The 21768-nt window shown below is 67.0% G+C and carries 23 protein-coding genes; 11 read left to right on the plus strand and 12 right to left on the minus strand.

From position 1 onward, the window contains the following. Window positions 1-5: 5 nt before the first annotated feature. The 4 genes from ABD017_RS11925 to ABD017_RS11940 form a co-directional block, all read right to left on the minus strand. A complete protein-coding gene (locus tag ABD017_RS11925) occupies window positions 6-1982 on the minus strand; it encodes an alpha/beta hydrolase family protein (RefSeq protein ID WP_343882966.1) in 1977 nt (658 codons plus the stop codon). Next, window positions 1979-2596 carry a hypothetical protein gene (locus ABD017_RS11930; protein WP_343882967.1) on the minus strand — a complete coding sequence of 206 codons (618 nt, stop codon included), beginning with the start codon at window positions 2594-2596 and terminating at the stop codon, window positions 1979-1981. The genes ABD017_RS11925 and ABD017_RS11930 overlap by 4 nt, the downstream gene beginning before the upstream one ends. A gap of 67 nt (window positions 2597-2663) precedes the next feature. Then, entirely contained in the window at window positions 2664-4457 is a 1794-nt protein-coding gene (locus tag ABD017_RS11935) for a type IV secretory system conjugative DNA transfer family protein (RefSeq protein WP_343882968.1), read from the minus strand. A 112-nt stretch (window positions 4458-4569) separates the two neighbouring features. Next, the gene (locus ABD017_RS11940) at window positions 4570-4911 is read right to left on the minus strand and encodes an MGMT family protein (protein ID WP_343882969.1); all 342 of its coding nucleotides are present in this window, start codon (window positions 4909-4911) and stop codon (window positions 4570-4572) included. A gap of 69 nt (window positions 4912-4980) precedes the next feature. Here ABD017_RS11940 and ABD017_RS11945 point away from each other — a divergent pair, with 69 nt between their 5' ends. Then, window positions 4981-5385, plus strand: coding sequence for a hypothetical protein (locus tag ABD017_RS11945; RefSeq protein WP_343882970.1), 405 nt, complete (start codon window positions 4981-4983; stop codon window positions 5383-5385). A 5-nt stretch (window positions 5386-5390) separates the two neighbouring features. On the opposite strand, the gene ABD017_RS11950 is transcribed toward ABD017_RS11945, so the two are convergent. Continuing rightward, window positions 5391-6503, minus strand: a complete 1113-nt coding sequence (locus ABD017_RS11950; RefSeq protein WP_343882971.1) for an inorganic phosphate transporter — start codon at window positions 6501-6503, stop codon at window positions 5391-5393. Between the two features lie 82 nt (window positions 6504-6585). Then, on the minus strand, window positions 6586-7215 hold the full coding sequence (locus ABD017_RS11955) for a DUF47 domain-containing protein (protein WP_343882972.1): 630 nt from the start codon (window positions 7213-7215) through the stop codon (window positions 6586-6588). 134 nt (window positions 7216-7349) lie between these two features. On the opposite strand from ABD017_RS11955, the gene ABD017_RS11960 reads away from it, so the two are divergent. Beyond that, window positions 7350-8678: a hemolysin family protein gene (locus ABD017_RS11960; RefSeq protein ID WP_343882973.1), complete on the plus strand. Its 1329-nt coding sequence runs from the start codon at window positions 7350-7352 to the stop codon at window positions 8676-8678. Between the two features lie 97 nt (window positions 8679-8775). Here ABD017_RS11960 and ABD017_RS11965 read toward each other — a convergent pair whose 3' ends face one another. Then, a complete protein-coding gene (locus ABD017_RS11965) occupies window positions 8776-9537 on the minus strand; it encodes an RNA methyltransferase (RefSeq protein WP_343882974.1) in 762 nt (253 codons plus the stop codon). A 132-nt stretch (window positions 9538-9669) separates the two neighbouring features. On the opposite strand from ABD017_RS11965, the gene ABD017_RS11970 reads away from it, so the two are divergent. Continuing rightward, window positions 9670-10473: an inositol monophosphatase family protein gene (locus ABD017_RS11970; protein ID WP_343882975.1), complete on the plus strand. Its 804-nt coding sequence runs from the start codon at window positions 9670-9672 to the stop codon at window positions 10471-10473. A gap of 74 nt (window positions 10474-10547) precedes the next feature. On the opposite strand, the gene hda is transcribed toward ABD017_RS11970, so the two are convergent. The 3 genes from hda to ABD017_RS11985 form a co-directional block, all read right to left on the minus strand. Further along, window positions 10548-11249, minus strand: a complete 702-nt coding sequence (hda, locus tag ABD017_RS11975; protein WP_343882976.1) for a DnaA regulatory inactivator Hda — start codon at window positions 11247-11249, stop codon at window positions 10548-10550. Beyond that, window positions 11246-12379: an AI-2E family transporter gene (locus ABD017_RS11980; protein WP_425543736.1), complete on the minus strand. Its 1134-nt coding sequence runs from the start codon at window positions 12377-12379 to the stop codon at window positions 11246-11248. Before ABD017_RS11980 ends, hda begins: the two co-directional genes overlap by 4 nt. A gap of 61 nt (window positions 12380-12440) precedes the next feature. Continuing rightward, window positions 12441-13424 (minus strand): DUF2066 domain-containing protein, encoded by a 984-nt coding sequence (locus ABD017_RS11985; RefSeq protein WP_343882978.1) that lies wholly within the window; start codon window positions 13422-13424, stop codon window positions 12441-12443. Between the two features lie 173 nt (window positions 13425-13597). On the opposite strand from ABD017_RS11985, the gene purM reads away from it, so the two are divergent. The 3 genes from purM to ABD017_RS12000 are packed head-to-tail and all read left to right on the plus strand — an operon-like array spanning window position 13598 to window position 16099. Then, a complete protein-coding gene (gene purM, locus ABD017_RS11990) occupies window positions 13598-14632 on the plus strand; it encodes a phosphoribosylformylglycinamidine cyclo-ligase (protein WP_343882979.1) in 1035 nt (344 codons plus the stop codon). 10 nt (window positions 14633-14642) lie between these two features. Then, window positions 14643-15356 (plus strand): phosphoribosylglycinamide formyltransferase, encoded by a 714-nt coding sequence (purN, locus tag ABD017_RS11995; RefSeq protein WP_425543723.1) that lies wholly within the window; start codon window positions 14643-14645, stop codon window positions 15354-15356. A gap of 35 nt (window positions 15357-15391) precedes the next feature. Next, window positions 15392-16099: a DUF3108 domain-containing protein gene (locus ABD017_RS12000; protein ID WP_343882980.1), complete on the plus strand. Its 708-nt coding sequence runs from the start codon at window positions 15392-15394 to the stop codon at window positions 16097-16099. Between the two features lie 414 nt (window positions 16100-16513). Here ABD017_RS12000 and murA read toward each other — a convergent pair whose 3' ends face one another. Continuing rightward, window positions 16514-17773: a UDP-N-acetylglucosamine 1-carboxyvinyltransferase gene (murA, locus tag ABD017_RS12005; RefSeq protein WP_343882981.1), complete on the minus strand. Its 1260-nt coding sequence runs from the start codon at window positions 17771-17773 to the stop codon at window positions 16514-16516. Window positions 17774-17813: 40 nt separating this feature from the next. Then, window positions 17814-18050, minus strand: a complete 237-nt coding sequence (locus ABD017_RS12010; protein ID WP_343882982.1) for a BolA family protein — start codon at window positions 18048-18050, stop codon at window positions 17814-17816. Window positions 18051-18226: 176 nt separating this feature from the next. Here ABD017_RS12010 and ABD017_RS12015 point away from each other — a divergent pair, with 176 nt between their 5' ends. From ABD017_RS12015 to lptB, 5 genes are read left to right on the plus strand one after another with little or no spacing between them, the layout of a single operon-like run. Further along, complete coding sequence (locus tag ABD017_RS12015) at window positions 18227-19237, plus strand: KpsF/GutQ family sugar-phosphate isomerase (RefSeq protein ID WP_343882983.1); 1011 nt, start codon at window positions 18227-18229, stop codon at window positions 19235-19237. Window positions 19238-19275: 38 nt separating this feature from the next. After that, window positions 19276-19824 carry a KdsC family phosphatase gene (locus ABD017_RS12020; protein WP_343882984.1) on the plus strand — a complete coding sequence of 183 codons (549 nt, stop codon included), beginning with the start codon at window positions 19276-19278 and terminating at the stop codon, window positions 19822-19824. Beyond that, the gene (gene lptC / locus ABD017_RS12025; RefSeq protein ID WP_343882985.1) at window positions 19821-20417 is read left to right on the plus strand and encodes an LPS export ABC transporter periplasmic protein LptC; all 597 of its coding nucleotides are present in this window, start codon (window positions 19821-19823) and stop codon (window positions 20415-20417) included. Before ABD017_RS12020 ends, lptC begins: the two co-directional genes overlap by 4 nt. Further along, window positions 20380-20994 carry a lipopolysaccharide transport periplasmic protein LptA gene (lptA, locus tag ABD017_RS12030; protein ID WP_343882986.1) on the plus strand — a complete coding sequence of 205 codons (615 nt, stop codon included), beginning with the start codon at window positions 20380-20382 and terminating at the stop codon, window positions 20992-20994. Before lptC ends, lptA begins: the two co-directional genes overlap by 38 nt. A 3-nt stretch (window positions 20995-20997) precedes the next feature. Next, complete coding sequence (gene lptB, locus ABD017_RS12035) at window positions 20998-21717, plus strand: LPS export ABC transporter ATP-binding protein (protein ID WP_343882987.1); 720 nt, start codon at window positions 20998-21000, stop codon at window positions 21715-21717. Window positions 21718-21768: the final 51 nt, after the last annotated feature.

Below are 21768 nucleotides of genomic sequence, written 5' to 3' on the forward strand. Positions count from 1 at the left end.
GCAGGTTACCGCCGGGCAAATGCCGGCCCCTGGGGGCCGGCCACATTTTGCGACTGGCGCCAGCCCATCATTTGCGCCTGCTGCTGGTCGTGATGCTGGATTTGCTGGATGGATTGCTGCGGTTCGGGTGAAGGTGTTTTCACGTCGACGCTGGCCGGCGTGGCCAGCACGCCCGATCCCTGGAACAACATGGTTCCACTGTCCCTGTCGAAATGGATCTGGCGCAGGGTCTGCGTCGTGATGTTGTGCGCGTGGCATGCGGCAGTGAATTGCAGCAGGCGGGCCTCCGAGGCATCGGGGATGCGCCGATGCAGTTCGTTGTACAGCGCGTGGTTTGCGTTGTCCGGATGGCGCGGATCGCCGGGCGCACGGACCGGGTCGGCCGGCGCAAAGGGTTGGGTCCGGGCAGGCCGCGGCGCGTCCGCGGAAGATGTCGCCGGCGCCTGTCCGAACCACTGCCCAGGATGCGAGAGCGTGTCGTAGGTGTCGCCCGCGGCGCGCTGCACGGCATCGACGCCACGGGTTACCGTCCGCCTGGCGTCTGCGTACGCATGGCCGACGGTATCGATCATCTTCTCGAGCCGTGCGTGGTTTTCGATGGCGTCATCGATACCGCGCACGATGGTCGCCTCGCCCTGATGCACGCCGGACTGCACCGCACTGGCATAGGCATGAAGGCCGCGTTCCACGCCATGTTTGAGCCCCTGCCCCACGTCGGCGGCCAATTGACCGGTGGCGTGCGCGGCCTGGCCGGCGAGATGGCTTGTTCGCGCCAAGCCCTCCGCTTCGGCATGCGCGACATAGCCGAAGGCCTTTGCACCCACGGCGACACCGCCGGCAAGCAGGGGATCGAGCGGCGTGGCTGCCCCGGCCATGCGCGAAACCTCATCGGCCTGCTGTTGCACGGCCTGCCCCACCGAGCGAAAGCCGCGGGCGGCCTGTTCGCCGCCCTGCTGCAGATACTCGCCACCGGCCCGGGAAACGGCACTGCCTTGATCCAACGCATGCGTGACCCCCGCAGCGACGCGGTTGTGCTCCAGGGCGTTCCGGATCATCGGGTCAACCGTGGACGCGTGATATTCCGCCAGTTGCTGCTGCATAAGCGGAGAAAGGTGCGCGTAGGTGGATTCGAAATTCAGATGCTCCGTGCTGTTCAACGCCAGCGCCAGCTCGGCGCGCGCGTTGTACGCGTCGCTCCGGAAGTGGTCGATGGCAAGCTTGTTTTCTGCGTAATTCTGCTTGGCGTGCGCCATGTTCTCAGGCTTCAGCACGCTGTTTGGACCGGTGAAATGCGCGCCGCTATGATCGCCCAAGCTCATGGCCAGCAGCGGGTTCGGCGCGACGGCGTCCGGTGACGCATTCAGGTAACGCGCCTCGCGCAACTTTACGAGATCCTGATCGCTGGCAAGCGGCACCACCTCGCCATAGTGGCGGCTGGCCGCGCTCACCACATCGCCGGCCATCACGTAATTGATGACCTTGTCGCCGCCTTCGGGCACGTCGTAGCCAAGGTCCACCGCGCCGTAACCGTTGATCGTTATGCCGCGCAGCTGGAATTCCGACGCCAAAACTTCGACTTCCGCACCGGCCAGCGAGTGGCCGGCGAGTGTGATCTTGTCCTTGGGAATGCCCAATTTTTCCGCCTTGTCGAGTATTTCCTTGGCGAATGCCCGCGCGTCCTCTATTTGCGGATTAACTTGATCTCGGACCATTTGATAATCCGCGGCGATGTCCTTCATCAAAGTGCCCGTGTGACGCAAGATATCCGGATCGGTGCCGCGGATAGCAATAATAACTTCATTTGTCGTTGTATTTTGATAAGCGGTGGCGTGAAAACCCGTTGCCGCGTCATCGGTATAGCCAAAAATCTGGTACTTTTGGCCATCTAGATCCACATATTTATTGCTTCCGACGTCACTTGGGGATCGATCCATGTAAGCGTCAACAGCAGCATCAGCCTGTTCTTGGTAAGTGGAAGTCACGGCGTAATCTCCTTAACGGCCACCGTGATCGGAAAGAAATCCTCGGGGTGTCGCATAACTTCTTGATTGTCAGCTGATGAAGATAGGCCGCCGATGTTTGTGAGCGAACGATCCCAGTATTGCTTTTTTTTGAAATACAGCGTTTGCGGACCTTTCTGCAAGAAGACATGCAACAAGTCTCCCGACCCAAATGCTTCCGTATGTATAATAAAATTCGCTGTCACGCTGGTCGCGTCCCAATGACAAACGCCCAATCCGTAGTAGTCATCGTCAAGCATGTAATCTCGAAGGAAAGAGCCTTTCCAGGTCTTTTCGTCGATACGCTTCATTTCAATATCCAAGCCAACGCTTCTAGGCATGATATGTACGCCAAGAAATTCATTCTCGGGCGTGCATTCCTTGTTTACAACCTCATAAGATATATATCCTTTTATCGAATCCCAGGGGCCTGGCGAATCTGCCGTGGCCGTAATCTCATAACGCTTGACAGGATGAGGGTTCTTCGTCGGATTCTTCGGGTCACCATGCATGGCGGAGCATCCTGTGGTCAGGGCGATGGTCAAAATGAGTGCGGTAGTGGCTCTAAGCGGCATCGTCAGGATCCTTTCGGCCATGAGGGGCTCTTCATTCGACGGTAGGCAGTGCCGGAACGATACGGCGCCGGGCCTCTTCTATTGATTGCTAGTTCGCCAGCCATTGCGTCTCCCTGGCGTCGTTCGGCCGGATGACATCTTTCGTGGATTCGGTTGCCTGGGGGCTTGGCCCCGCCACCCCGATCACCGCCGGCGCCACGCTCGCCCGCTGCTTGAGCTGCTTGTCCTTGAAGTACCAGTTCTTCTTGGCGCGGATCGGTTTGCAGCCTTCGTAGAAGATCAGCTCGTCGTCGGCGGGCAGCTCCTTGATTTCCTGGGGCAGGAACAGGGCGCGCTTTTCGTCCGTGTGGTTGATAGAGACCTGGTGGGTGCCGCGGCCACGGCTGACGCTGCGGTGTTTCTTGCGGATGGTCTTGTAGCCCAGCATTTCGCTGTATTCGTTGGCGTCGCTCTGTTCGCGCGGGGCGAACACGATTTGCGCGCCGTGGTTGGTGATGAAGTTCTGCGCGTCGTCGTCGCCGTAGGCCGAGCGCAACTGCGCGCGGCTCTGCACGATGCACAGGTCGCGCACGCCGTAGCTGGCGGAGATGGAGATGCGCCTGGCCCACACGTCCATCCGGCCCATGGCGGTGAATTCGTCCATCAGCAGCAGCATCTGGTGTTTCAGCGCCGGCTCCTCGCCCAGCTGCTTGGTGAGGTTGCTGCCGATGACGGTGCTGAAGAAGATGTTGAGCAGCTTGCTGCTTTCGTCCAGCTTGTTGGTGGGGATGATCACGTAGAGCGTGGTTGGCCGCTTGCGCAGGCTGGCCACGTCGATGTCGGTGGCGTTGGTGGCGGCGGCCAGGATCGGGCTCAGGAACTGCTGCAGCGGCGCCTGCATGGTGGCGATGACGGAGGAGAAGGTCTGCTCGGCCAGCCCGGCGAGGTTGCCGAACACGGTGCGGGTCTGCGGGCTGACGAAGGCGTAGCGCGGGTCCTGCAGGATGGTTTGCAGCATCTCCCTGGTGCCCTGCCCGTCGGCGCCGCTGGACAGCCGCAGGATGCGCTCGAAGCTGGGGAAACCGTCGTGGGTGTTGGGATGCATGTCCGGCAGGCCGCAACGGCAGCCGTGATCCCAGCCCTCGAACAGAAACGAGGCGAACGCGGTGAACGCGGCGCGGCTCTGCGAGGTCCAGAACGGATCCTTGCCGGCCTCGTCCGGGTACAGGATGGCGGCGATGGTCTGGATTTCGCCGATGCGCTTGCCCGGGTCCATCCCTGCCAGCGACGTCATCGGGTTGAAGCGATGGGTATGACCTTCTTCGTCGTAAGGCGCCCAGACACGGATCGTGTGTCCCTGCGCCTGGCGCCAGCCGCTGGTGGCCTTGAACAGCTCACCCTTGAGGTCGAGCACCACCATCGATTCCTGGTACGAGAGCAGCACCGGGATGGCCACGCTGGTGGTCTTGCCCGAGCGGGTCGGGCTGATGGCGATGACGTGCTGGGCCCCGCCGAGCCACAGGTAACGGCCCTTGTACGAGCCGATGAGGAGGCTTTGCGGGGTCTGCTTCAGCAGCCCGGCCTGTTTCAGGTCGGACAGCGTGGCGAAGCGGGCATCGCCGTGCAGGGAGGCGGATCGGGTCCTCAGCAGCGGGATCAGTACACCGACCCACGCCAACAACGGCAGCCCGAAGCCGAGCGCACCGCCGAGCTTGATGCGCAGAGCGAACGGGGCGAAGGGGGGCAGGTCGATTGCCTGCAGGTATTGCCACCAGGTGTTCCAGGCCAGCGGCGTATCGCGCAGGCCGAGCAGCAGCAACACCAGGTAACCGGAGAAAAACCAGCCAGCGACCAAGGCCACCAGCAACCCTGCCAACACCCAACCCAGCTTGTTCCGGCGCATCCCTGGCCTCCTCCGCGTGTGGAGTTTCGATGCTGGTGGAACCGGCGGCGCCGCGTCAATGCGGCAACGGCGCCTCACGCTGTCGGCGCGGGATGAATCGGCACGCCGCCGCTCAATCCCCCGGCATGCCCCACAGCGCCCGGTCCAGGTCGCCATCCAGGCCGAAACGGGAGAGCGGCACGCGGCCACTTTTCACCTCGACGCCCTCGGCGCGCAACCGCCGGCACTGCTCGCGAAACCCGTCGCTGTCGCGCGGCAACGCGATCTGGCCGCTGGCGCGAAGCACGCGGTACCACGGCAGTTCCAGCCCGTCGGGCGTTTCACCCAGCAGCTTGCCCACCAGCCGCGCCCGCCCGGGCAGCCCGGCGCGGACGGCGATGGCGCCGTAACTGGCCACGCGGCCCGGCGGAATGGCGGCGATCGCGGCATAGATGCGGCGGGCGGCATCGCTCATGGTTCACAAGACGCAGGCGGGGGGACGTGGCAGAGTACCAGCGTTCGCCCGCTACACCCGGAAGCCTCCATGCGCCATTTCGAAGCCGTGCGTTCGCATATCGGCAGCCACTACGCGCTGCGCCACAACGATCCCTACCTGATCAGCTTTGATCTGGGGTTGGCCAAGGATCGCTGCCAGGGCATCTACCTGGCGGAGCTGGAGGGCGAGGATGGCCGCCGCTACCTGCGCATTTCCACGCCGGTCGGCCCGCTGGCGGGTATCGACCCCTGCCGCTGCCTGCGCTTCAACTGGCTGCAGCGCACGGGGTTCCTGGCCGTCACCGACCTGGACGGTTCGCCCTATCTTCACCTGTGCGAAAACCGTCCGTACGAGACACTGGACGAAGGCGAGCTGCAGCGGTTGATCAACGAGCTGGGCTCGCTGGGCGACGAACTGGAACAGGTGATCGCTGCCGACAGCGATTCGCTGTAGGAGTGTCAGGACAGCGCGTGCGACACCAGCACCAGGCCGTACGCCAGCAGCGCGGTGATCGGCAGGGTCAGTATCCACGCCCACACCATCCGCTCCACCACCGACCAGCGGATCGCATTGAGGCGCTTGGCCGCACCCACGCCCATGATCGATGACGACACGTTGTGCGTGGTGGACACCGGGATGCCGAAGGCGGAAGCCACGAAGATCACCACCGCCGAGCTGGTTTCCGCCGCAAAACCGTTGATCGGATGCAGCTTGACCATCTTGTGGCCCAGCGTCTTGATGATCCGCCAGCCACCGCCGGCGGTGCCCGCCGCCATGGTCAGCGCGGAGACCACTTTCACCCATACCGGGATGGCGAAACCGCCGGCCGGGTCGCCGTCGATGCGCAGGAACCCCAGCCACTCGGGCAGGTGGTCGAACTGGTGCGCCGCGGTGGCGCCGGCCAGCGCCAGCGCGATGATGCCCATGCTCTTCTGGGCGTCGTTCATGCCGTGCGCCACGCCCATCGCGCTGGCCGATACGATCTGCGCCTTGCCGAAGAAGGAGTTCACGAACGGGGTACGGCCGAACCGGCGCAGCCAGCCCTGCCGATTGGCAAACCAGGCCAGCAGTGCGTACAGCCCGCCCATCAGCGCGAAGCTGATGATGAAGCCGGCCAGCGGCGAATAGACCATCGGCAGGATGACCTTGGGAATCACGCCCTCGCCTCTGGCAAAGCCGTTCTGGGCCCAGATCACCGCGGAAAAATCGTTGTCCGCCGCCGCCAGCGCCGCGCCCACCAGCGACCCGACCAGCGCATGGCTGGAGCTGGAGGGCAGGCCCAGCCACCAGGTGATCAGGTTCCAGATGATGGCCGCCAACAGCGCGCAGATCAGTATCTGCGACGTCATCTCAAGCACACCCGCATTGATCAGGCCCGAGGCGATGGTGGCGGCCACGGCCGTGCCCATCAGCGCACCGACCAGGTTGGTGCTGGCCGCCAGCAACACGGCCTGCCCGGGGGTCAGCACCTTGGTCGCCACCACGGTGGCGATCGAATTGGCGGTGTCGTGGAAACCGTTGATGTAGGTGAAGACCAGCGCGATCACCACCACCGCGATAACCAGGGTCATGGGCGGCATCCACGAGGCGCGAGGGCGGGCATCAGGGTCGCGGGCCGGCGAAGCGGCATGGCAGGAAGCACGGCGACGGCCCTCAGGAGTTCTTCAGCACGATCGAATAGACGATGTTGCCCACGTCGCGGCATTTGTCGATCGCCTTCTCGATCAGCTCGAACAGATCCTTGGCCAGCACCGCGCGCATCACGTCACCGCCCTCCACGTACAAGGTGCGGTACGGCGCCAGCAGCATGCGGTCGCCTTCCGACTCCAGCGCCTGCAGGCGGTCCTGCAGCTTCTTCACCGGGTCGATGCGCAGTCCGCGGCGCAGCTCGCCGATCATCTCCATCACCACCGCGCTGGAGCGCTCCAGCACCAGCGCGCGCTGGGCGAAATCCACGCCTTCGAGGCGGTCGGCCACGATCTCGAAGCGTTCGGCGAACTTCTCCACCGTCTTGGGGATCTTGTACAGCGCCGAGTTCAGCGCCTCGATGTCCTCGCGGTCCAGCGCGGTGACAAACGTGTTCACCAGGCCTTCGCTGATCTGCGCGGCCAGCTCCTTCTCGCGGGCGCGGGTGGCGGTAAAGGCGGCCATCACCGAACCCTTGCCGGGGTTGGTCAGCAGGTCGTGCAGGGCCTTGGCGCTTTCATGGGCGGCGCCGGCGCTCTGCTCGAGCAGGCCATAGAATTTGTCGCCTTTGCCGAAAATCGTCTGCAGTGAAAACATGCGGCCTTGCCTGAAGGTGCGAAGAGGCGAATGTTACAGGACGCGTCATCCGGCCGGTACGTCCGCCGGCAGGTGAACTGCGGGGCCCACTGCCCTTACACTGCCACCATGCCTCCGCCCCCAACCCCGCCGCGATGCTGATCGAAATCGCGCTCGTCTTCGTGCTGGCACTCTGCAACGGCTTCTTCGCGCTGTCGGAGATGGCCCTGGTCGTATCCCGCAAGGGCCGCTTCAAGCAGATGGCGAAAACCAGCCGCGGCGCGGCCCTGGCGCTGCGCCACGCCGAATCGCCGGAGCATTTCCTGTCGACCGTGCAGGTGGGCATCACCTTGGTCATGCTGATCACCGGCGCCGTGGCCGGCGACGCGCTGGGCGCCCACCTCGCCGACGCGCTGCAGGGCGACCAGCTGGCCTGGCTGACGCCCTATACCCACATCATCGGCATCGTGCTGGGCTTCGTGCTGATCTCGTTCATCCAGATCGTCATCGGCGAACTGGTGCCCAAGCGGCTGGCGCTGGCGGCACCGGAGAAAGTCTCCGTCATCGTGGCGTTTCCGATGCTGCTGCTGTCGCGCATCACGGCGCCGTTCGTTTGGCTGCTGAACGTATCCAGCGACCGGCTGCTGCGGCTGCTGCGGATCAACCAGCAAGGCCGCGGCGTGGTCACCGAGGAGGAAATCCGCCTGCTGGTGGCCGAGAGCGCCGAACAGGGCGTGCTGGATGCCGACGAGCACAACATGGTCAATCGCGTGCTGCGCCTGGGCGACCGCACGGTGGACAGCGTGATGACGCCGCGCATGCGCATCGCCTGGCTGGACATTGCCGCCAGCCGCGAGGAGAACGTGGAAATCCTGCGCAAGACACCCTACTCGCGCTACCCCGTGTACCGCGGCGACGAGAGCGAGGTGGTGGGCGTGGTCGAGGTCAAGCGCCTGCTCTACAGCTTTGCCGAAGGCCGCCCGGAACTGTTCAGCCACCTGTCCAAGCCGCTGTTCGTGCCCGCCACGGCGCGCGCGCTGGATCTGCTGGAGGAATTCCGCGACGCGGAGACGCCGCTGGCGCTGGTGGTGGATGAGTACGGCGACATCGAGGGCGTGGTCACCGTCAACGACCTGCTGGCCGCCGTGGTCGGCGCCAGCCAGATCGGCCACGGTGGCGGCGACGACCACGCGCCGATCGTGCAGCGCGAGGACGGCAGCTGGCTGATCGACGGCAGCCTGCCCACCGACGACCTGCGCGAACTGCTGCAGCTGAACCACCTGCCCGGCGAGGACGAGCACGACTTCCGCACCGCCGCGGGCATGGTGATGGCCGCACTGGGCCACATCCCGCAAACCGGCGAAACCTTCACCTGGCGCGGCATCCGGATCGAGGTCGTTGACCTGGACGGGGCGCGGATCGACAAGCTGCTGGTGACGCTGGTCAGCTCGGCGAACGATGCCGGTGATGAGGAGACAGGCTGACAGGCAGGAGCGAGTGGAGAGGAGTGAGAACTGAGAGAAGGCTGATGTGGCGCCGGCCGCGGCTTTCTCTCACTTCTCACTTCTCACTTCTCACTTCTCACTTCTCGCCCTTCGCCAGCCCCGCCATCCGCTGCGCGTCGGCCAATATCCCGTGCAGCATGCGCAACTCGCGCTCATCCATCTGCGCGCGCTGAAACAGCTTGCGCAGGCGCAGCATGATCGTGGTGGGCGTGCGGCCCTTGTGGAAGTCGATGTCGTCCAGCGTCTGCGCCAGGTGCCCGTAGAACCTTTCCATCTGCGCTGCGTCGGCCGGCGGCTCGTCATGCACCGGCGGCGCCGCCACAGGCGTGTCCTGCAGCATGGCGATGCGCAGCTCGTAGGCCATCACCTGCACCGCCTGCGACAGGTTGAGCGAACTGAAGTCATCCACGCTGGGGATGCGCACCATCGCGTGGCAATGCGCCAGCTCCTCGTTCTCCAGCCCGGTGCGCTCGTTGCCGAATACCAGTGCCACCTGCTCGCCGCGGGCGGCGGCGGCCAGCGCCTGCGCGGCAGCCTCGCGCGGGGAAAGTTCGGGCAGGGTCACGCCGCGCCGACGGGCTGACAGGCCCAGTGCCAGGCTGCTGCCGGCCAGGCCGGCCACCAGCGTGTCGCGGATGCCTGCCCCGGCCAGCACGGCGTCGGCGCCGGCCGCCAGCGCGGTGGCATCGGGATCGGGAAAGCGCGCCGGCAGCACCAGCTCCATCCGTTCGAAGCCCATCGTGCGGATGGCCCGCGCCGCGCTGCCGATGTTGCCCGGATGCGAGGTGCGCACCAGCACGAAGCGCAGGCGGGCGGCGAGGTCGGGGATGTCGGTCATGGGCGTGGCGTGGCGAGAACAGCCTGCAAGCATAGTGGCAACGCGCCGCAGCGACGAGCCGGGCCGCGTGGATAGGCCGCCTCTGCTAGAATGCGCGGCCGCAACATAAGTTCTCTTCCAAAGCCGAAACCCATGGCCCGACCCCACGTCACGATCGCGGCGCGCGCCGCGCGTTCCGCAGGCAATGTCATCCTGCGCTACATGAACCGCATCGACGGCCTCAACGTCGTCGAAAAGCAGCAGATGGATTTCGTCTCCGAGGTCGACAAGCTGGCCGAGGCGGAAATCGTCAAGGAACTGCGCCGCGCCTATCCCGACCACGCGATCCTGGCCGAGGAGAGCGGTGCCATCGGCAAGGGCCCGCTGACCTGGGTGATCGACCCGCTCGACGGCACCCACAACTACCTGCGCCGCATCCCGCACTTCAGCGTCTCCATCGCGCTGCTGGAAAAGGGCGTGCCGATCCACGCGGTGGTGTTCGACCCGCTGCGCGACGAGCTGTTCACCGCCAGCAAGGGCGACGGCGCCTACCTCAACGACCGCCGCATGCGCGTCTCCAAGCGCGAGAACCTGGGCGGTGCGATGATCGCCACCGGTTTCCCGTACCGCCAGCGCCAGCACCTGGTGCCGCAACTGGACATGACCCGCGCCATCCTGGGCCAGGCCGAGGACATCCGCCGCTCCGGCTCCGCCGCGCTGGATCTGGCCTACGTGGCCGCCGGCCGCTACGACGGCTTTTTCGAGATCGGCCTCAAAGCCTGGGACATGGCCGCCGGCGTGCTGCTGGTGCACGAGGCGGGCGGCCGCTACTGCGATTTCGCCGGCCGCGACGGCATCCCCGCCAGCGGCAACCTCATCGCCGGCAACCTGCATGTGGCCAACGCGATGGTGGACGCGATCGGCGCCCAGGCCACGCCGGAACTGCTCAAGGCTTGAGCTACGTTTCATCGACACATCGAAGGCGCCGCGAGGCGCCTTTTTTTGCGCGGATTCGCCGACGGGATTTGCGCCTACCGTTCGGCGGCGTCGCGCAGGAAATCGCGCAGGAACGGTACGGTGATGCGTCGCTGCGCGGCCAGCGAGGCCTGATCCAGCCGGTCGAGCAGGTCGAGCAGCGCGCCCAGGTCGCGGGCATAGCGGGAGAACAGCCAGTCCAGCACCGCGTCGTCGAGCTGGATGCCGCGCGCTGCGGCCCGGCTTTTCAGCACATGGCGGCGCTCGCTGTCGTCCAGCGGTTTCAGCGTGTAATGCGTACAGGCGCCCAGGCGCGAGCGCAGGTCGGGCAGCCCCAGCGACAGTTGCGTCGCGATGACGTTGGCGGCAAACAGCAGTGCGCTGCCTTCGGCGCGGGCGCGGTTGTAGAGGTCGAACAGTGCATGCTCGGCGTCGCGATCGCCGGCGATGGCGTGGAGGTCGTCCAGCGCCAGCAGTTCGCTGCCGGCCACGCCGCGGATCGCCGCGGCATGGTCGTCCAGGCGGCCCAACGGCAAATATTGCACCGTGCGGCCGAGCGCGCTGGCCGCATGGCAGGCCGCGACCAGCAAGTGGCTCTTGCCGCTGCCGGCCGGGCCGCCGAGGTAGACCCACGGCGCGCCGGGCCGCTGCGCCAGCGCTTGCACCGCGGCCACCGCAGCCGCGTTGGCACCGGCGTGGAAATGCTCGAAGCGCTGGCGCCGCGGCCAGCGCAGCGCCAGCGGCAACTGCGGAATCATGGGGCGGTTCCGTCGTCCGGCGACGTGACGTCGTTCGCTTCGACGCGGCCATCGCCGTGCACGCTGAGCTCGACCTCGGCAACCACCGGATCATCCGGCCCGGCCTCGTTGTACAGCTCGCTCATGCGGTAGCGTTCGAGCAGGTAGCGCAGCAGCACCATGATCACCGACGCCGCCGGCAGCGCCAGCAGCACCCCCAGGAAGCCGAACAGGTAGCCGCCGGCCAGCACCGCGAAGATCACCGCCACCGGGTGCAGGCCGATCTTGTCGCCCACCAGCTTGGGCACCAGCACGTAGCCCTCCAGCAGCTGCCCCAGCACGAACACGCCGCACACCAGCAGCACGTGCATCCAGTCGCCGTATTGCACCAGCACGGCCACGATGGCAGCCACGAAACCGATGATGAAACCCAGGTAAGGCACGAAACTGAGCAGGCCCGCGACCATGCCGATCAGCGGCCCCACGGTGAGCCCGACCAGGCCCAGCCCGGCGCCGTAGAACACGCCCAGCGCCAGCATCACCAGCAGCTGGCCGCGCACGAAGGCGCCCAGGATGCTGTCCGACTCGCGCGCAAGGTACGCGATGGTGGGCTGGATCGAGCGTGGCAGCATGCGGTCGATGGTGGCCACCAGGCGGTCCCAGTCGCGCAGTAGGTAGAACGCCACCACCGGGATCAGCACCAGGTTGGTCAGCCACATCGCGATGCCGATGCCCGAACGCGACACCCGTCCCAGTACCGTGGCGGTGACCGTGCCGATCGAGCCGATGTGCGCCTTGATCGCCTCCAGCAGACGGTCGCTGTCGAAGGTGTCAGGGTCCAGATGCAGCCGGTCGCGCAGCCACGGCCAGGCCACGTGCTGCGCCCAGTCACCGTAGCGCGGCAGGTTCTCGATGAGGTTTTCCACCTGCCGCGCGATCAGCGGAATCAGCAGCAGCAACACGCCGCACACCACCAGCAGCAGCACCACGAACACCACGGTGGCGGCCCACATGCGCTTCAGGCCCAGCCGCTCCAGCCGGTCGGCCAGCGGGTCGCCCAGGTAGGCCAGCATGGCGGCCACCGCAAACGGCATCAGCACCGGCGCCAGCAGCCAGACCAGCCAGGCGATGATCGCGGTGATCGCCAGCATCTGCCAGCGGTGGGAAGTGTCCTGGTTCACGGCTCGATCCCCTGCGCGCCATCCACGGCCATCAATGCAGCCAGCGCAGGCTGGCGTCGGCGCCATCGTGCGGCGCGTCCTGCAGCAGACGGCCGCCGGCCGCCAGGTTGGTGGCCAGCGCCGCCGCCGGCAGCGCCGCCCGGACTTCGAGCATGATGCCGTCGTCCTGCGCGCCCAGCGTCGTCACGCTGCGCACGATGGGGTCCGCCTCCAGCATCGCCAACAGGTTCGCGTACGCCATCGCCGAACCGAGCCCATCCACCCAGAGCCGGCTGGTGGTGACCGTGGCGCTGACCACGTTAAGTTGCTGGCCCACGCGGCTTACCGCGTCGCGACCGGCGTCGGCGAGCACGGCGTCCTCGGTGGCGCCATGGTTGCTCCAGCGTTGCGCCTTTCCGCCGGACACCAGCACCCAGTCGCCGCCGCCATCGTGCAGGCTGCCGAGCAATACCAGCCCGGTGTGGTACTGCTGGTTGAGCCATGCCAGCGCGGCCGGGTCGGCGGCCGCCACGCGCGCCAGCTCCGGCGGGTTGGCCCGGTCCGGATACACCACATTGGTGCCGCCGGCGGTCACCGCCTGGGCCAGGCTGCCCAGGTCATCCTGCTGCAGCAACTGCCCATCGCTGCCCTTCACCAGCAACAGCACCGGCGGCTTGACGCCGGCACTGGACACGCCCAGCGTCTTGACCAGCCGCCGCACCGCGCCGGGCTCGAAATTCACCTGCAGCGAGAGGCCGCCGCCGTCCGCCTTGGCGTACTGGAACTGCTGCACCAGCGATCGCGCCTTGCCCAGCGCGTCGGCGTAACCGGCCTTGCCGCGCAGGTCCTGCCCGCCCGCCACGCGCACCAGCACCTGGCCCAGCGCCGTGGCGAACGCCTCGTCGCGCTGGCCGCTGCTGGTGTCGCTGACCGGTACCGTGACCGAATACGGCGAACCCGCCGCCTGCGCATGCAGCGGCGACCACGCGGCAAACGCCAGCAACAGGGCGACAATCGACAGACGAAACAGGCGCATAAGCGTGGATTCTTGGCGGGCAACGCAGGGAAGTCTGCCCAATCGCGCCGCCAGCGTCCACGACGGCGCCCCGACAGCGGCAAAGGCTGCGGCGCCGGCGACCAGCCGCCGCCACATAACTGCTAAACTTGCGCGTTTTCATCCAGCCGCAGATCCTGACCAAGGTCCTCGCCATGTCTGACGCCCTCACCTACCGCGCCGCCGGCGTCGACATCGACGCCGGCAATGCATTGGTCGAACGCATCAAGCCGCTGGTCAAGCGCACGCTGCGCCCGGAAGTGATGGGCGGACTGGGCGGCTTCGGCGGCCTGTTCGACCTCTCCGGCCGCTACCGGGAGCCCGTGCTGGTGTCGGGCACCGACGGCGTCGGCACCAAGCTGAAGCTGGCGCAGACGCTCGGCCGCCACGACACCATCGGCATCGACCTGGTCGGCATGTGCGTCAACGACGTGCTGGTGCAGGGCGCCGAGCCGCTGTTCTTCCTCGATTATTTCGCCACCGGCAAACTGGACGTGGACACCGCCGCGGCCGTGGTCGGCGGCATCGCCAGGGGCTGCGAACTGGCCGGCTGCGCGCTGATCGGCGGCGAGACGGCCGAAATGCCCGACATGTACCCGCCGGGCGAATACGACCTGGCCGGGTTCACCGTGGGCGCGGTGGAAAAATCGCAAATGCTCAGCGGTGCGGGCATCGTGGCCGGCGACGTGGTGCTGGGCGTGGCCTCGTCCGGCCCGCATTCCAACGGTTATTCGCTGATCCGCAAGATCCTGGAGCGCGCCGGCAATCCCCTGGACCTGGACCTTGGCGGCGTGAAGCTGGCCGATGCGTTGATGGCACCGACGACGATCTACGTGAAGCCGATGCTGGAACTGCTGCGCGCTGAGGCGGATCAGGTGCACGGCATGGCCCACATCACCGGCGGCGGCCTGAAGGAAAACATCATCCGCGTGGTGCCCGACGGCCTGGGGTTGGCGCTGCAGGCGTCGGCGCTGGCCTTGCCGCCGGTGTTCGACTGGCTGATGCGCGAGGGCAACGTGGCGCGCGAGGAGATGTGGCGCACGTTCAACTGCGGCATGGGCTTCACCGTGATCCTGCCGGCCGATGCGGTGGCCACGGCATCCAAGCTGCTGGCCACGCACGGCCTGGCCAGCGCGGTCATCGGCGAAGTCGTGCCCGCCGCGGGCGACGAGCGCGTGCGGATCGGCTGAGTATCCACGCTTGATCGCCACTCTTTCCTCCACCGATGTGACCGACACCGGCCGAGCAGGCGCGACCCCATTGAAAGTGGCCGTGCTGGCCTCCGGCCGCGGCAGCAACCTGGCCGCCCTGCTGGCCGCGCGCGACCGCGGCGAACTGCCAGTGGAATTCGTGCTGGTGGGCAGCGACAAGGCCAGCGCGCCGGCGCTGCAGCTGGCCGAAACGGCCGGCATCGCCACGCTGGCGTTGAACCCGCGCAATTACCCGGATCGGCGAAGCTTCGACCTGGACCTGTTCGCCCGCGTCGCCGCCAGCGGCGCCGAGGTACTGGTGCTGGCCGGCTTCATGCGCATCCTGGACGGCGATGCGCTGACGCCCTGGATCGGCCGCGTGATCAACATCCACCCCTCGCTGCTGCCCAAGTACCGCGGCCTGCACACGCACCGCCGCGCGCTGGAAGCAGGCGACCGCGAGCACGGCGCCAGCGTGCACTTCGTCACCGCCGAGCTCGATGGTGGGCCGCTGATCGCCCAGACGCGCATCACCATCCATCCCGATGACGACGAGGACTCCCTGGCGCAGCGCCTGCTGCCGCTGGAACACCGCCTGCTGCCGACCGTGCTGAGCCTGATGGCCAGCCGCCGCCTGCGCTGGTGCGACGACGGCGTGCAACTCGATGGCCAACCGCTGCGCGCGCCGCTGGCGCTGGGCGAGCACGGCCTGCACCTGCCTTGACGCACGGTTCAGCCCGGCCGCGGCAGACTCGGCCGATGATCATTCGCTCCCTGTTCGTCCCATTCATCGGCACCGCCCTGCTGCTGGGCAGCGCCGCCGTGGCCGCCAAGACGCCCACGGCCTTTACCGCCACCTACCGCGTCACCCAGGGCGGCATGCCGCTGGGCGACGCCGAGGTCACGCTGCGTGACGCCGGCAATGGCGAGTGGATCTACAGCAAGACCGTGAAAGGCAGTGGCGGCGTGGCGGCGATGCTGGCCGCCAATCTCGAGGAAAGCTCGCGCTTCCGCTGGAAAGGCGCCGTGCCCGAGGCGATCAGCTACGACTACGCGCTGAGCTCCGCGATCAAGAACAAGCAGCGCCACCTGCGCGTGGACTGGCCGAAAAAGCAGGTCAGCGTGGACGAAGGCAAGGGCGCGAAAACCTACCCGGCCGTGCCGGGCATGGTGGAGCGCAACACGCTGGCGCTGGCGATCGGCATGGCGCTGCGCGGCGGGCGCACCAGCGTGGCGCTGCCGGTCGCGGTGAAACAGCAGGTGGAAACCCAGAACTTCAAGGTGACCGGCAAGGAAACCGTCAAGGTGCCGGCCGGCAGCTTCGACGCCGAGCGGGTGGAGCGCACCGACGCGGACCGCGGCTTCAGCGCCTGGTATGTGCCCGACCGCTACCCGCTGCCGGTGAAGCTCTCGCAGCACGATGGCGGCAACGTGGAAATGGAATTGCTGAGCTATCGCGCGGATTGAGGCTTTCTCGGGGCTTGCAAAAAGGTGGCTGGCCTCGCACTTCATTTCCGGAATCGCGGCCGGTAATAGGGCGACACGACAGGCATGGACGCATGTAGAGTCCGGCGGGCGCCCTTCTACTTCGCTGCGCTACGCTCAGGAAAGTCTGATCAATCGGCTTCTTGCTCGTCATTCCTGGGAGGCGCTTTTTAACGACCGAAGGGCTGGTCAAGTAGGAATCCAGTGCTTCTGCATTGAACGACCTGCAGACACTGGATCCCAGCTTTCGCTGGGATGACGAGCAAAATCAGAGCTTCCCTCAGGGTGATCGGCTGAGGGAGCCCATTGGCCGAGGAAGGCCTCGAATCACCGATCTCCCTGAGCGTAGGTCGCAGGCCGAAGTCGAAGGGCCGCCGCCAGCTCAGGCCAGGGCCATTAGTTCGGCAGACGGCGGATCTTTGCGCCCAGCGTGCCGAGCTTCTCCTCGATGTTCTCGTAGCCGCGATCGATGTGGTACACGCGGTCGACGGTGGTGTCGCCCGCGGCCACCAGGCCGGCCAGCACCAGGCAGGCCGAGGCGCGCAGGTCGGTGGCCATGATCGGTGCGCCGCTCATCTGGCCCACGCCCTTGATCACCGCGGTGTTGCTTTCCAGGTGGATGTCCGCGCCCAGCCGCTGCAGCTCGTGCGCGTGCATGAAGCGGTTCTCGAACACCGTCTCGGTGATCACGCCGGTGCCCTCGGCCACGCAGTTGAGCGCGGTGAACTGCGCCTGCATGTCGGTGGGAAACGCGGGGTACGGCGCGGTGCTGATGTTGACCGCCTTGGGCCGGCGTCCGCCCATGTCCAGCTCGATCCAGTCGTCGCCGGTGGCGATGTGCGCGCCGGCCTCTTCCAGCTTGGACAGCACTGCATCCAGCGTATTGGCGCGCGCGTGCCGTGCGCGCACCTTGCCGCCGGTGATCGCCGCGCCGACCAGGAAGGTGCCGGTTTCGATGCGGTCCGGCAGCACGTGGTAGTCGGTGCCGTGCAGGCGCTCCACGCCATGGATCACCAGCGTGGACGAACCGATGCCCTCGATCTGCGCACCCATCGCGATCAGGCAATGCGCCAGGTCGACCACCTCGGGCTCCTGCGCCGCGTTCTCGATGACCGTGGTGCCGTGGGCCAGGGTGGCGGCCATCATGATGTTCTCGGTACCGGTGACGGTGACCATGTCCATCAGGATGCGCGCGCCCTTGAGCCGCTTGGCGCGCGCCTTGATGTAGCCGTTCTCCACGCTGATCTCGGCGCCCAGCGCCCGCAGGCCGCGGATGTGCTGGTCGACCGGACGCGAGCCGATGGCGCAGCCGCCGGGCAGCGACACCTCGGCCTGGCCGAAGCGCGCCACCAGCGGGCCCAGCACCAGGATCGAGGCGCGCATCGTGCGCACCAGGTCGTACGGCGCCACGCAGGTATTGGTGGTGCGCGGGTCGACGTGCATCTTCATGCGGTCGTCCAGCACCAGCTGCACGCCCATCTGGCCGAGCAGCTCGATGAAGGTGGTGACGTCGTGCAGGTGCGGCACGTTGCCCACGCTGACCGGCTCGTCGGCCAACAGGCAGGCGGCGAGGATGGGCAGCACGGCGTTCTTCGCACCGGAAATACCCACGTCGCCGTGGAGCGGTACGCCACCGCTGATCAGGATCTTGGCCATCGAAAGTCCTTCGAAAAAAGGGGTCGGAAGCGCGGCGGCTTCAGCGGCGCGCCGCTTCCTCGGACGTCAGCGTTTTCAGGGCCAGTGCGTGAATTTCCCCACCCATCAGCTCACCCAGCGTGGCGTAAACCATGCGGTGGCGAGCCAGCGGCAGTTTGCCCGCGAACTGGTCGGCAAGCACGGTGGCCTCGAAATGCACGCCATCGGCGCCACTGACCTCGGCCCGCGCTCCCGGCAACCCGGCTTCGATCAGGGATTTGATGCGGTCAGAATCCATGGGCTTCACGACTGATGGCACATAACCGGGGCACACGACCCTGCCCAACGGCTTATGACGGTAAAATGCTGATCGGTCATGATAGTGGAAATTTCATGCCACAGAAACGACGCCGCACCGCCCCGTCGCCTGGCCGATCAGCAACACGCCCCGATGACTCTCCCATTCGAGCTCCCATGAACGCACGCATCGCCCCGCCTGCCACCGTCACGCTGCAGCCCGATGCCATCGTTCGCCATGCGCGGGCCGTCATCGCGACCGAAGCGGAGGCCATCGGCGCGCTGGAGCCGCGCATCGGGGCCGATTTCGTCGAGGCATGCCGGCTGATCCTGAACTGCCACGGCCGCGTGGTGGTGACCGGCATGGGCAAGTCCGGGCACGTGGCGCGCAAGATCGCCGCCACCCTGGCGTCCACCGGCACGCCCTCGTTCTACGTGCATCCGGGCGAGGCCAGCCACGGCGACCTGGGCATGATCATGCCGCAGGACGTCGTGCTGGCGTTGTCCTATTCCGGCGAAACCGACGAGGTGCTTTTCATCCTGCCCACGCTCAAGCGCGAGGGCATACCGCTGATCGCCATTACCGGCAAACCCGGCTCCTCGCTGGCGCGGCAGGCCGACGTGCACCTGGACGGCAGCATCAGCTGCGAAGCCTGCCCGCTGGGCCTGGCACCCACCACCAGCACCACTGTGGCCTTGGTGCTGGGTGACGCGCTGGCCATCGCCCTGCTGGAGGCGCGCGGCTTCACCTCCGACGATTTCGCCCGCTCGCATCCGGCCGGCAGCCTGGGGCGGCGCCTGCTGCTGCGGATCAGCGACGTGATGCACACCGGCGACGACATCCCGCGGGTGGCGCCGGATGTCGGCCTCACCACCGCGCTGGTCGAGATGACCCGCAAACACCTGGGCATGACCGCCGTGGTGGATGCCGACGACCGCCTGCTGGGCGTGTTCACCGACGGCGACCTGCGCCGCGCGCTGGACGACGTGGGCGTGGACCTGCGCGGCGCCACCGTCACCGAACTGATGACCCGTGGCCCCAAGACCATCGGCCCGGACAAGCTGGCGGCCGAGGCGGCGCAGCTGATGGAAAAGCACCAGATTCACGCCCTGCTGGTGGTCGACGCCGACCAGCGCGTGGTCGGCGCGTTGAATATTCATGACCTGCTGCGTGCCCGCGTGGTTTGATGGGGCCTTCGACCGCGCTCGCCAACCCGCCACCACGCATGACTGAAAGCTACCTCGCCAACCTCCCCACCGACCTGCTCGCCCGCGCCGCCGCCATTCGCCTGGCGGTATTCGACGTGGACGGCACGCTCACCGACGGCCGCCTGCACTACGGCGAGGACGGCCGCGAAACCAAGGTTTTCCATGTGCACGACGGGCTGGGCCTGAAACGCCTGCAGGCCAACGGCGTGCAGGTGGCCATCATCACCGCGCGGATCAGCCACCCGGTGGCGCTGCGCGCCGAGGAGCTGGACATCGCCCACGTCTACCAGGGCCAGGGCGACAAGCGCGCCTGCCTGCGCGAACTGCTCGAAGCGCTGAACCTCACGCCCGCGCAGGCGGCCTTCGTGGGCGACGACCTGCCCGACCTGGCCCCGATGCGCCTGGCCGGCCTGGCGGTGGCCGTGGCGAACGCGCACCCCTGGCTGGCCGCGCAGGCGCACTGGCAAACCCGCCATCGCGGCGGCGAGGGCGCCGTGCGCGAAGTGTGCGACCTGATCCTGCTGGCGCAAGGCAAGGCCGAGGCCGAGCGGGAGCGCTGGCAGTGAGCCTGCGCCGCTACCTGCGCGACCGCCGCCTGCCGGTGGCGATCGTGGGGCTGGCGCTGGCCGCCGGCCTCGCCCAGGCCCTGCTGTGGTGGATGGGTCCGGCGCCCAAGAGCAACGACTTCGTGGGTCCGCCGCGTTCCGGCTACACGCTTACCGACGCACGCGTCACCAAGTACAACACCGAAGGCCAGCCCGCGTTCCACCTGGTGGCGCCGCACGTCGAGCGGCGCGAAGGCGACGAGTCGCTTTACATCAACTCGCCCACCTTCGACCTGCCCTCCAACCTGCCCGGCGTGCCCGACTGGAAGGGCGAGTCGCTGTACGGCTGGGTCGACAAGGCCGGCACGCTGCTGAAACTGCAGGGGCCCGTGTACATGCATCGGGCCGCCTACGACGACACGCCCGCCACCGAACTGCATACCGCCGACATCACCGCCTGGCCCAAGGACAACCGCATGCAGACGGCGGCAGCGGCGCAGATGGTGCAAGGGGGCACTAGAATCACCGGTCTTGGCATGCGTGCCAACCTCAACGACAAACACCTGGAGCTGCTCGATGACGTCCACGCCACGTTCCCGCCGCGCAAGCGCTAGCGCCGCCTGGCTGGTGCTGGGGCTGCTTGCGCTGTCGCCGGCCTTCGCCAGACAGAGCGACCGCGACCAACCGATGCAGGTCGACGCCAAGCAATTCGAGGGTTTCCAGAAGCCGAACACGGTCAGCACCCTGACCGGCAGCGTGGTGATCCGCCAGGGCACGCTCAAGGCCACCGGCGCCCAGGCCAAGGTCCACTTCGATGGCGAGAGCCAGATCGACCGCGTGGTCATCACCGGCAACCCGGCGCATATCGAACAGCTGGACGACAACGGCAACCTGATGCAGGGCGAAGCCGCCAGCATCGACTACCACGCCGACAAGGATTACGCGGTGCTGACCGGCAACGCCGTGGTGAAACAGAAGGGACGCGGTGAGGCGCGCGGCGACACCCTCACCTACAACACCATGACCAGCCAGATGACCGGCGAAAGCAACGGCGACGGCATGGTGCACATGACTTTCCAGCCCAAGGCCCGGGCTGCGGCCACGCCCGCGGACAAGCCTGCCGCTCCCGCGCCAGCTGGCACCAGCGCGCCCGCCCCGGCGCAGAGCAGCGCCACGCCGGGAACACCGTAACCGATGCTGTCCGCCGAAGGTCTGCAAAAGAGTTTTCGCGCGCGCCAGGTCGTGCGCGATTTCGGTTTCTCGATCCGTGAAGGCGAGGTCGTGGGCCTGCTCGGCCCCAACGGCGCCGGCAAGACCACCTGCTTCTACATGGTGGTGGGCCTGATCGAGGCCGATGCCGGCAGCATCAAGCTGGACCAGCAGGACATCACCGGCCTGCCCATGCACGCGCGCGCCAAGCTGGGCATCGGCTACCTGCCGCAGGAAGCGTCCGTGTTCCGCCGGCTCAGCGTGGCGGACAACATCATGGCGGTGCTGGAACTGCGCGCCGGACTGGACGCGAACCAGCGCGGCACCGAACTGGAAAACCTGCTCGACGAGTTGAAGATCGCCCATATCGCCGGGCAGAAAGGCATCAGCCTTTCCGGTGGCGAGCGGCGCCGCGTGGAGATCGCCCGCGCGCTGGCGGCCAAGCCGCGCTACATGCTGCTGGACGAGCCGTTCGCCGGCGTCGATCCCATTTCGGTCGGCGAGATCCAGCGCATCGTGCGCCACCTCAAGGAGCGCGGCATCGGCGTGCTGATCACCGACCACAACGTGCGCGAGACGCTGGGCATCTGCGATCGCGCCTACATCCTGAACGACGGCGAGGTGCTGTCGCGCGGCACGCCCGCGCACATCCTGGCCGACGAGAAGGTGCGCGAGGTCTACCTGGGACGCGAGTTCCGGCTCTGAGGGCCGCGTTCGTCGACCCGGCGTGAAACACCACCATCGCGCTATGGCCGC

It is taken from the genome of Rhodanobacter caeni (genome assembly GCF_039523575.1).
Taxonomy (GTDB): Bacteria; Pseudomonadota; Gammaproteobacteria; order Xanthomonadales; family Rhodanobacteraceae; genus Rhodanobacter; species Rhodanobacter caeni.

What these genes read in the sequence shown, in the direction of transcription:
- ABD017_RS11930 (WP_343882967.1), bottom strand. Translation starts at nt 2,596, where the DNA reads ATGGCCGAAAGGATCCTGACGATGCCGCTTAGAGCCACTACCGCACTC.
- ABD017_RS11935 (WP_343882968.1), bottom strand. Translation starts at nt 4,457, where the DNA reads ATGCGCCGGAACAAGCTGGGTTGGGTGTTGGCAGGGTTGCTGGTGGCC.
- ABD017_RS11940 (WP_343882969.1), bottom strand. Translation starts at nt 4,911, where the DNA reads ATGAGCGATGCCGCCCGCCGCATCTATGCCGCGATCGCCGCCATTCCG.
- ABD017_RS11945 (WP_343882970.1), top strand. Translation starts at nt 4,981, where the DNA reads ATGCGCCATTTCGAAGCCGTGCGTTCGCATATCGGCAGCCACTACGCG.
- ABD017_RS11950 (WP_343882971.1), bottom strand. Translation starts at nt 6,503, where the DNA reads ATGACCCTGGTTATCGCGGTGGTGGTGATCGCGCTGGTCTTCACCTAC.
- ABD017_RS11955 (WP_343882972.1), bottom strand. Translation starts at nt 7,215, where the DNA reads ATGTTTTCACTGCAGACGATTTTCGGCAAAGGCGACAAATTCTATGGC.
- ABD017_RS11960 (WP_343882973.1), top strand. Translation starts at nt 7,350, where the DNA reads ATGCTGATCGAAATCGCGCTCGTCTTCGTGCTGGCACTCTGCAACGGC.
- ABD017_RS11965 (WP_343882974.1), bottom strand. Translation starts at nt 9,537, where the DNA reads ATGACCGACATCCCCGACCTCGCCGCCCGCCTGCGCTTCGTGCTGGTG.
- ABD017_RS11970 (WP_343882975.1), top strand. Translation starts at nt 9,670, where the DNA reads ATGGCCCGACCCCACGTCACGATCGCGGCGCGCGCCGCGCGTTCCGCA.
- hda (WP_343882976.1), bottom strand. Translation starts at nt 11,249, where the DNA reads ATGATTCCGCAGTTGCCGCTGGCGCTGCGCTGGCCGCGGCGCCAGCGC.
- ABD017_RS11980 (WP_425543736.1), bottom strand. Translation starts at nt 12,379, where the DNA reads ATGCTGGCGATCACCGCGATCATCGCCTGGCTGGTCTGGCTGCTGGCG.
- ABD017_RS11985 (WP_343882978.1), bottom strand. Translation starts at nt 13,424, where the DNA reads ATGCGCCTGTTTCGTCTGTCGATTGTCGCCCTGTTGCTGGCGTTTGCC.
- purM (WP_343882979.1), top strand. Translation starts at nt 13,598, where the DNA reads ATGTCTGACGCCCTCACCTACCGCGCCGCCGGCGTCGACATCGACGCC.
- ABD017_RS12000 (WP_343882980.1), top strand. Translation starts at nt 15,392, where the DNA reads ATGATCATTCGCTCCCTGTTCGTCCCATTCATCGGCACCGCCCTGCTG.
- murA (WP_343882981.1), bottom strand. Translation starts at nt 17,773, where the DNA reads ATGGCCAAGATCCTGATCAGCGGTGGCGTACCGCTCCACGGCGACGTG.
- ABD017_RS12010 (WP_343882982.1), bottom strand. Translation starts at nt 18,050, where the DNA reads ATGGATTCTGACCGCATCAAATCCCTGATCGAAGCCGGGTTGCCGGGA.
- ABD017_RS12015 (WP_343882983.1), top strand. Translation starts at nt 18,227, where the DNA reads ATGAACGCACGCATCGCCCCGCCTGCCACCGTCACGCTGCAGCCCGAT.
- ABD017_RS12020 (WP_343882984.1), top strand. Translation starts at nt 19,276, where the DNA reads ATGACTGAAAGCTACCTCGCCAACCTCCCCACCGACCTGCTCGCCCGC.
- lptA (WP_343882986.1), top strand. Translation starts at nt 20,380, where the DNA reads ATGACGTCCACGCCACGTTCCCGCCGCGCAAGCGCTAGCGCCGCCTGG.
- lptB (WP_343882987.1), top strand. Translation starts at nt 20,998, where the DNA reads ATGCTGTCCGCCGAAGGTCTGCAAAAGAGTTTTCGCGCGCGCCAGGTC.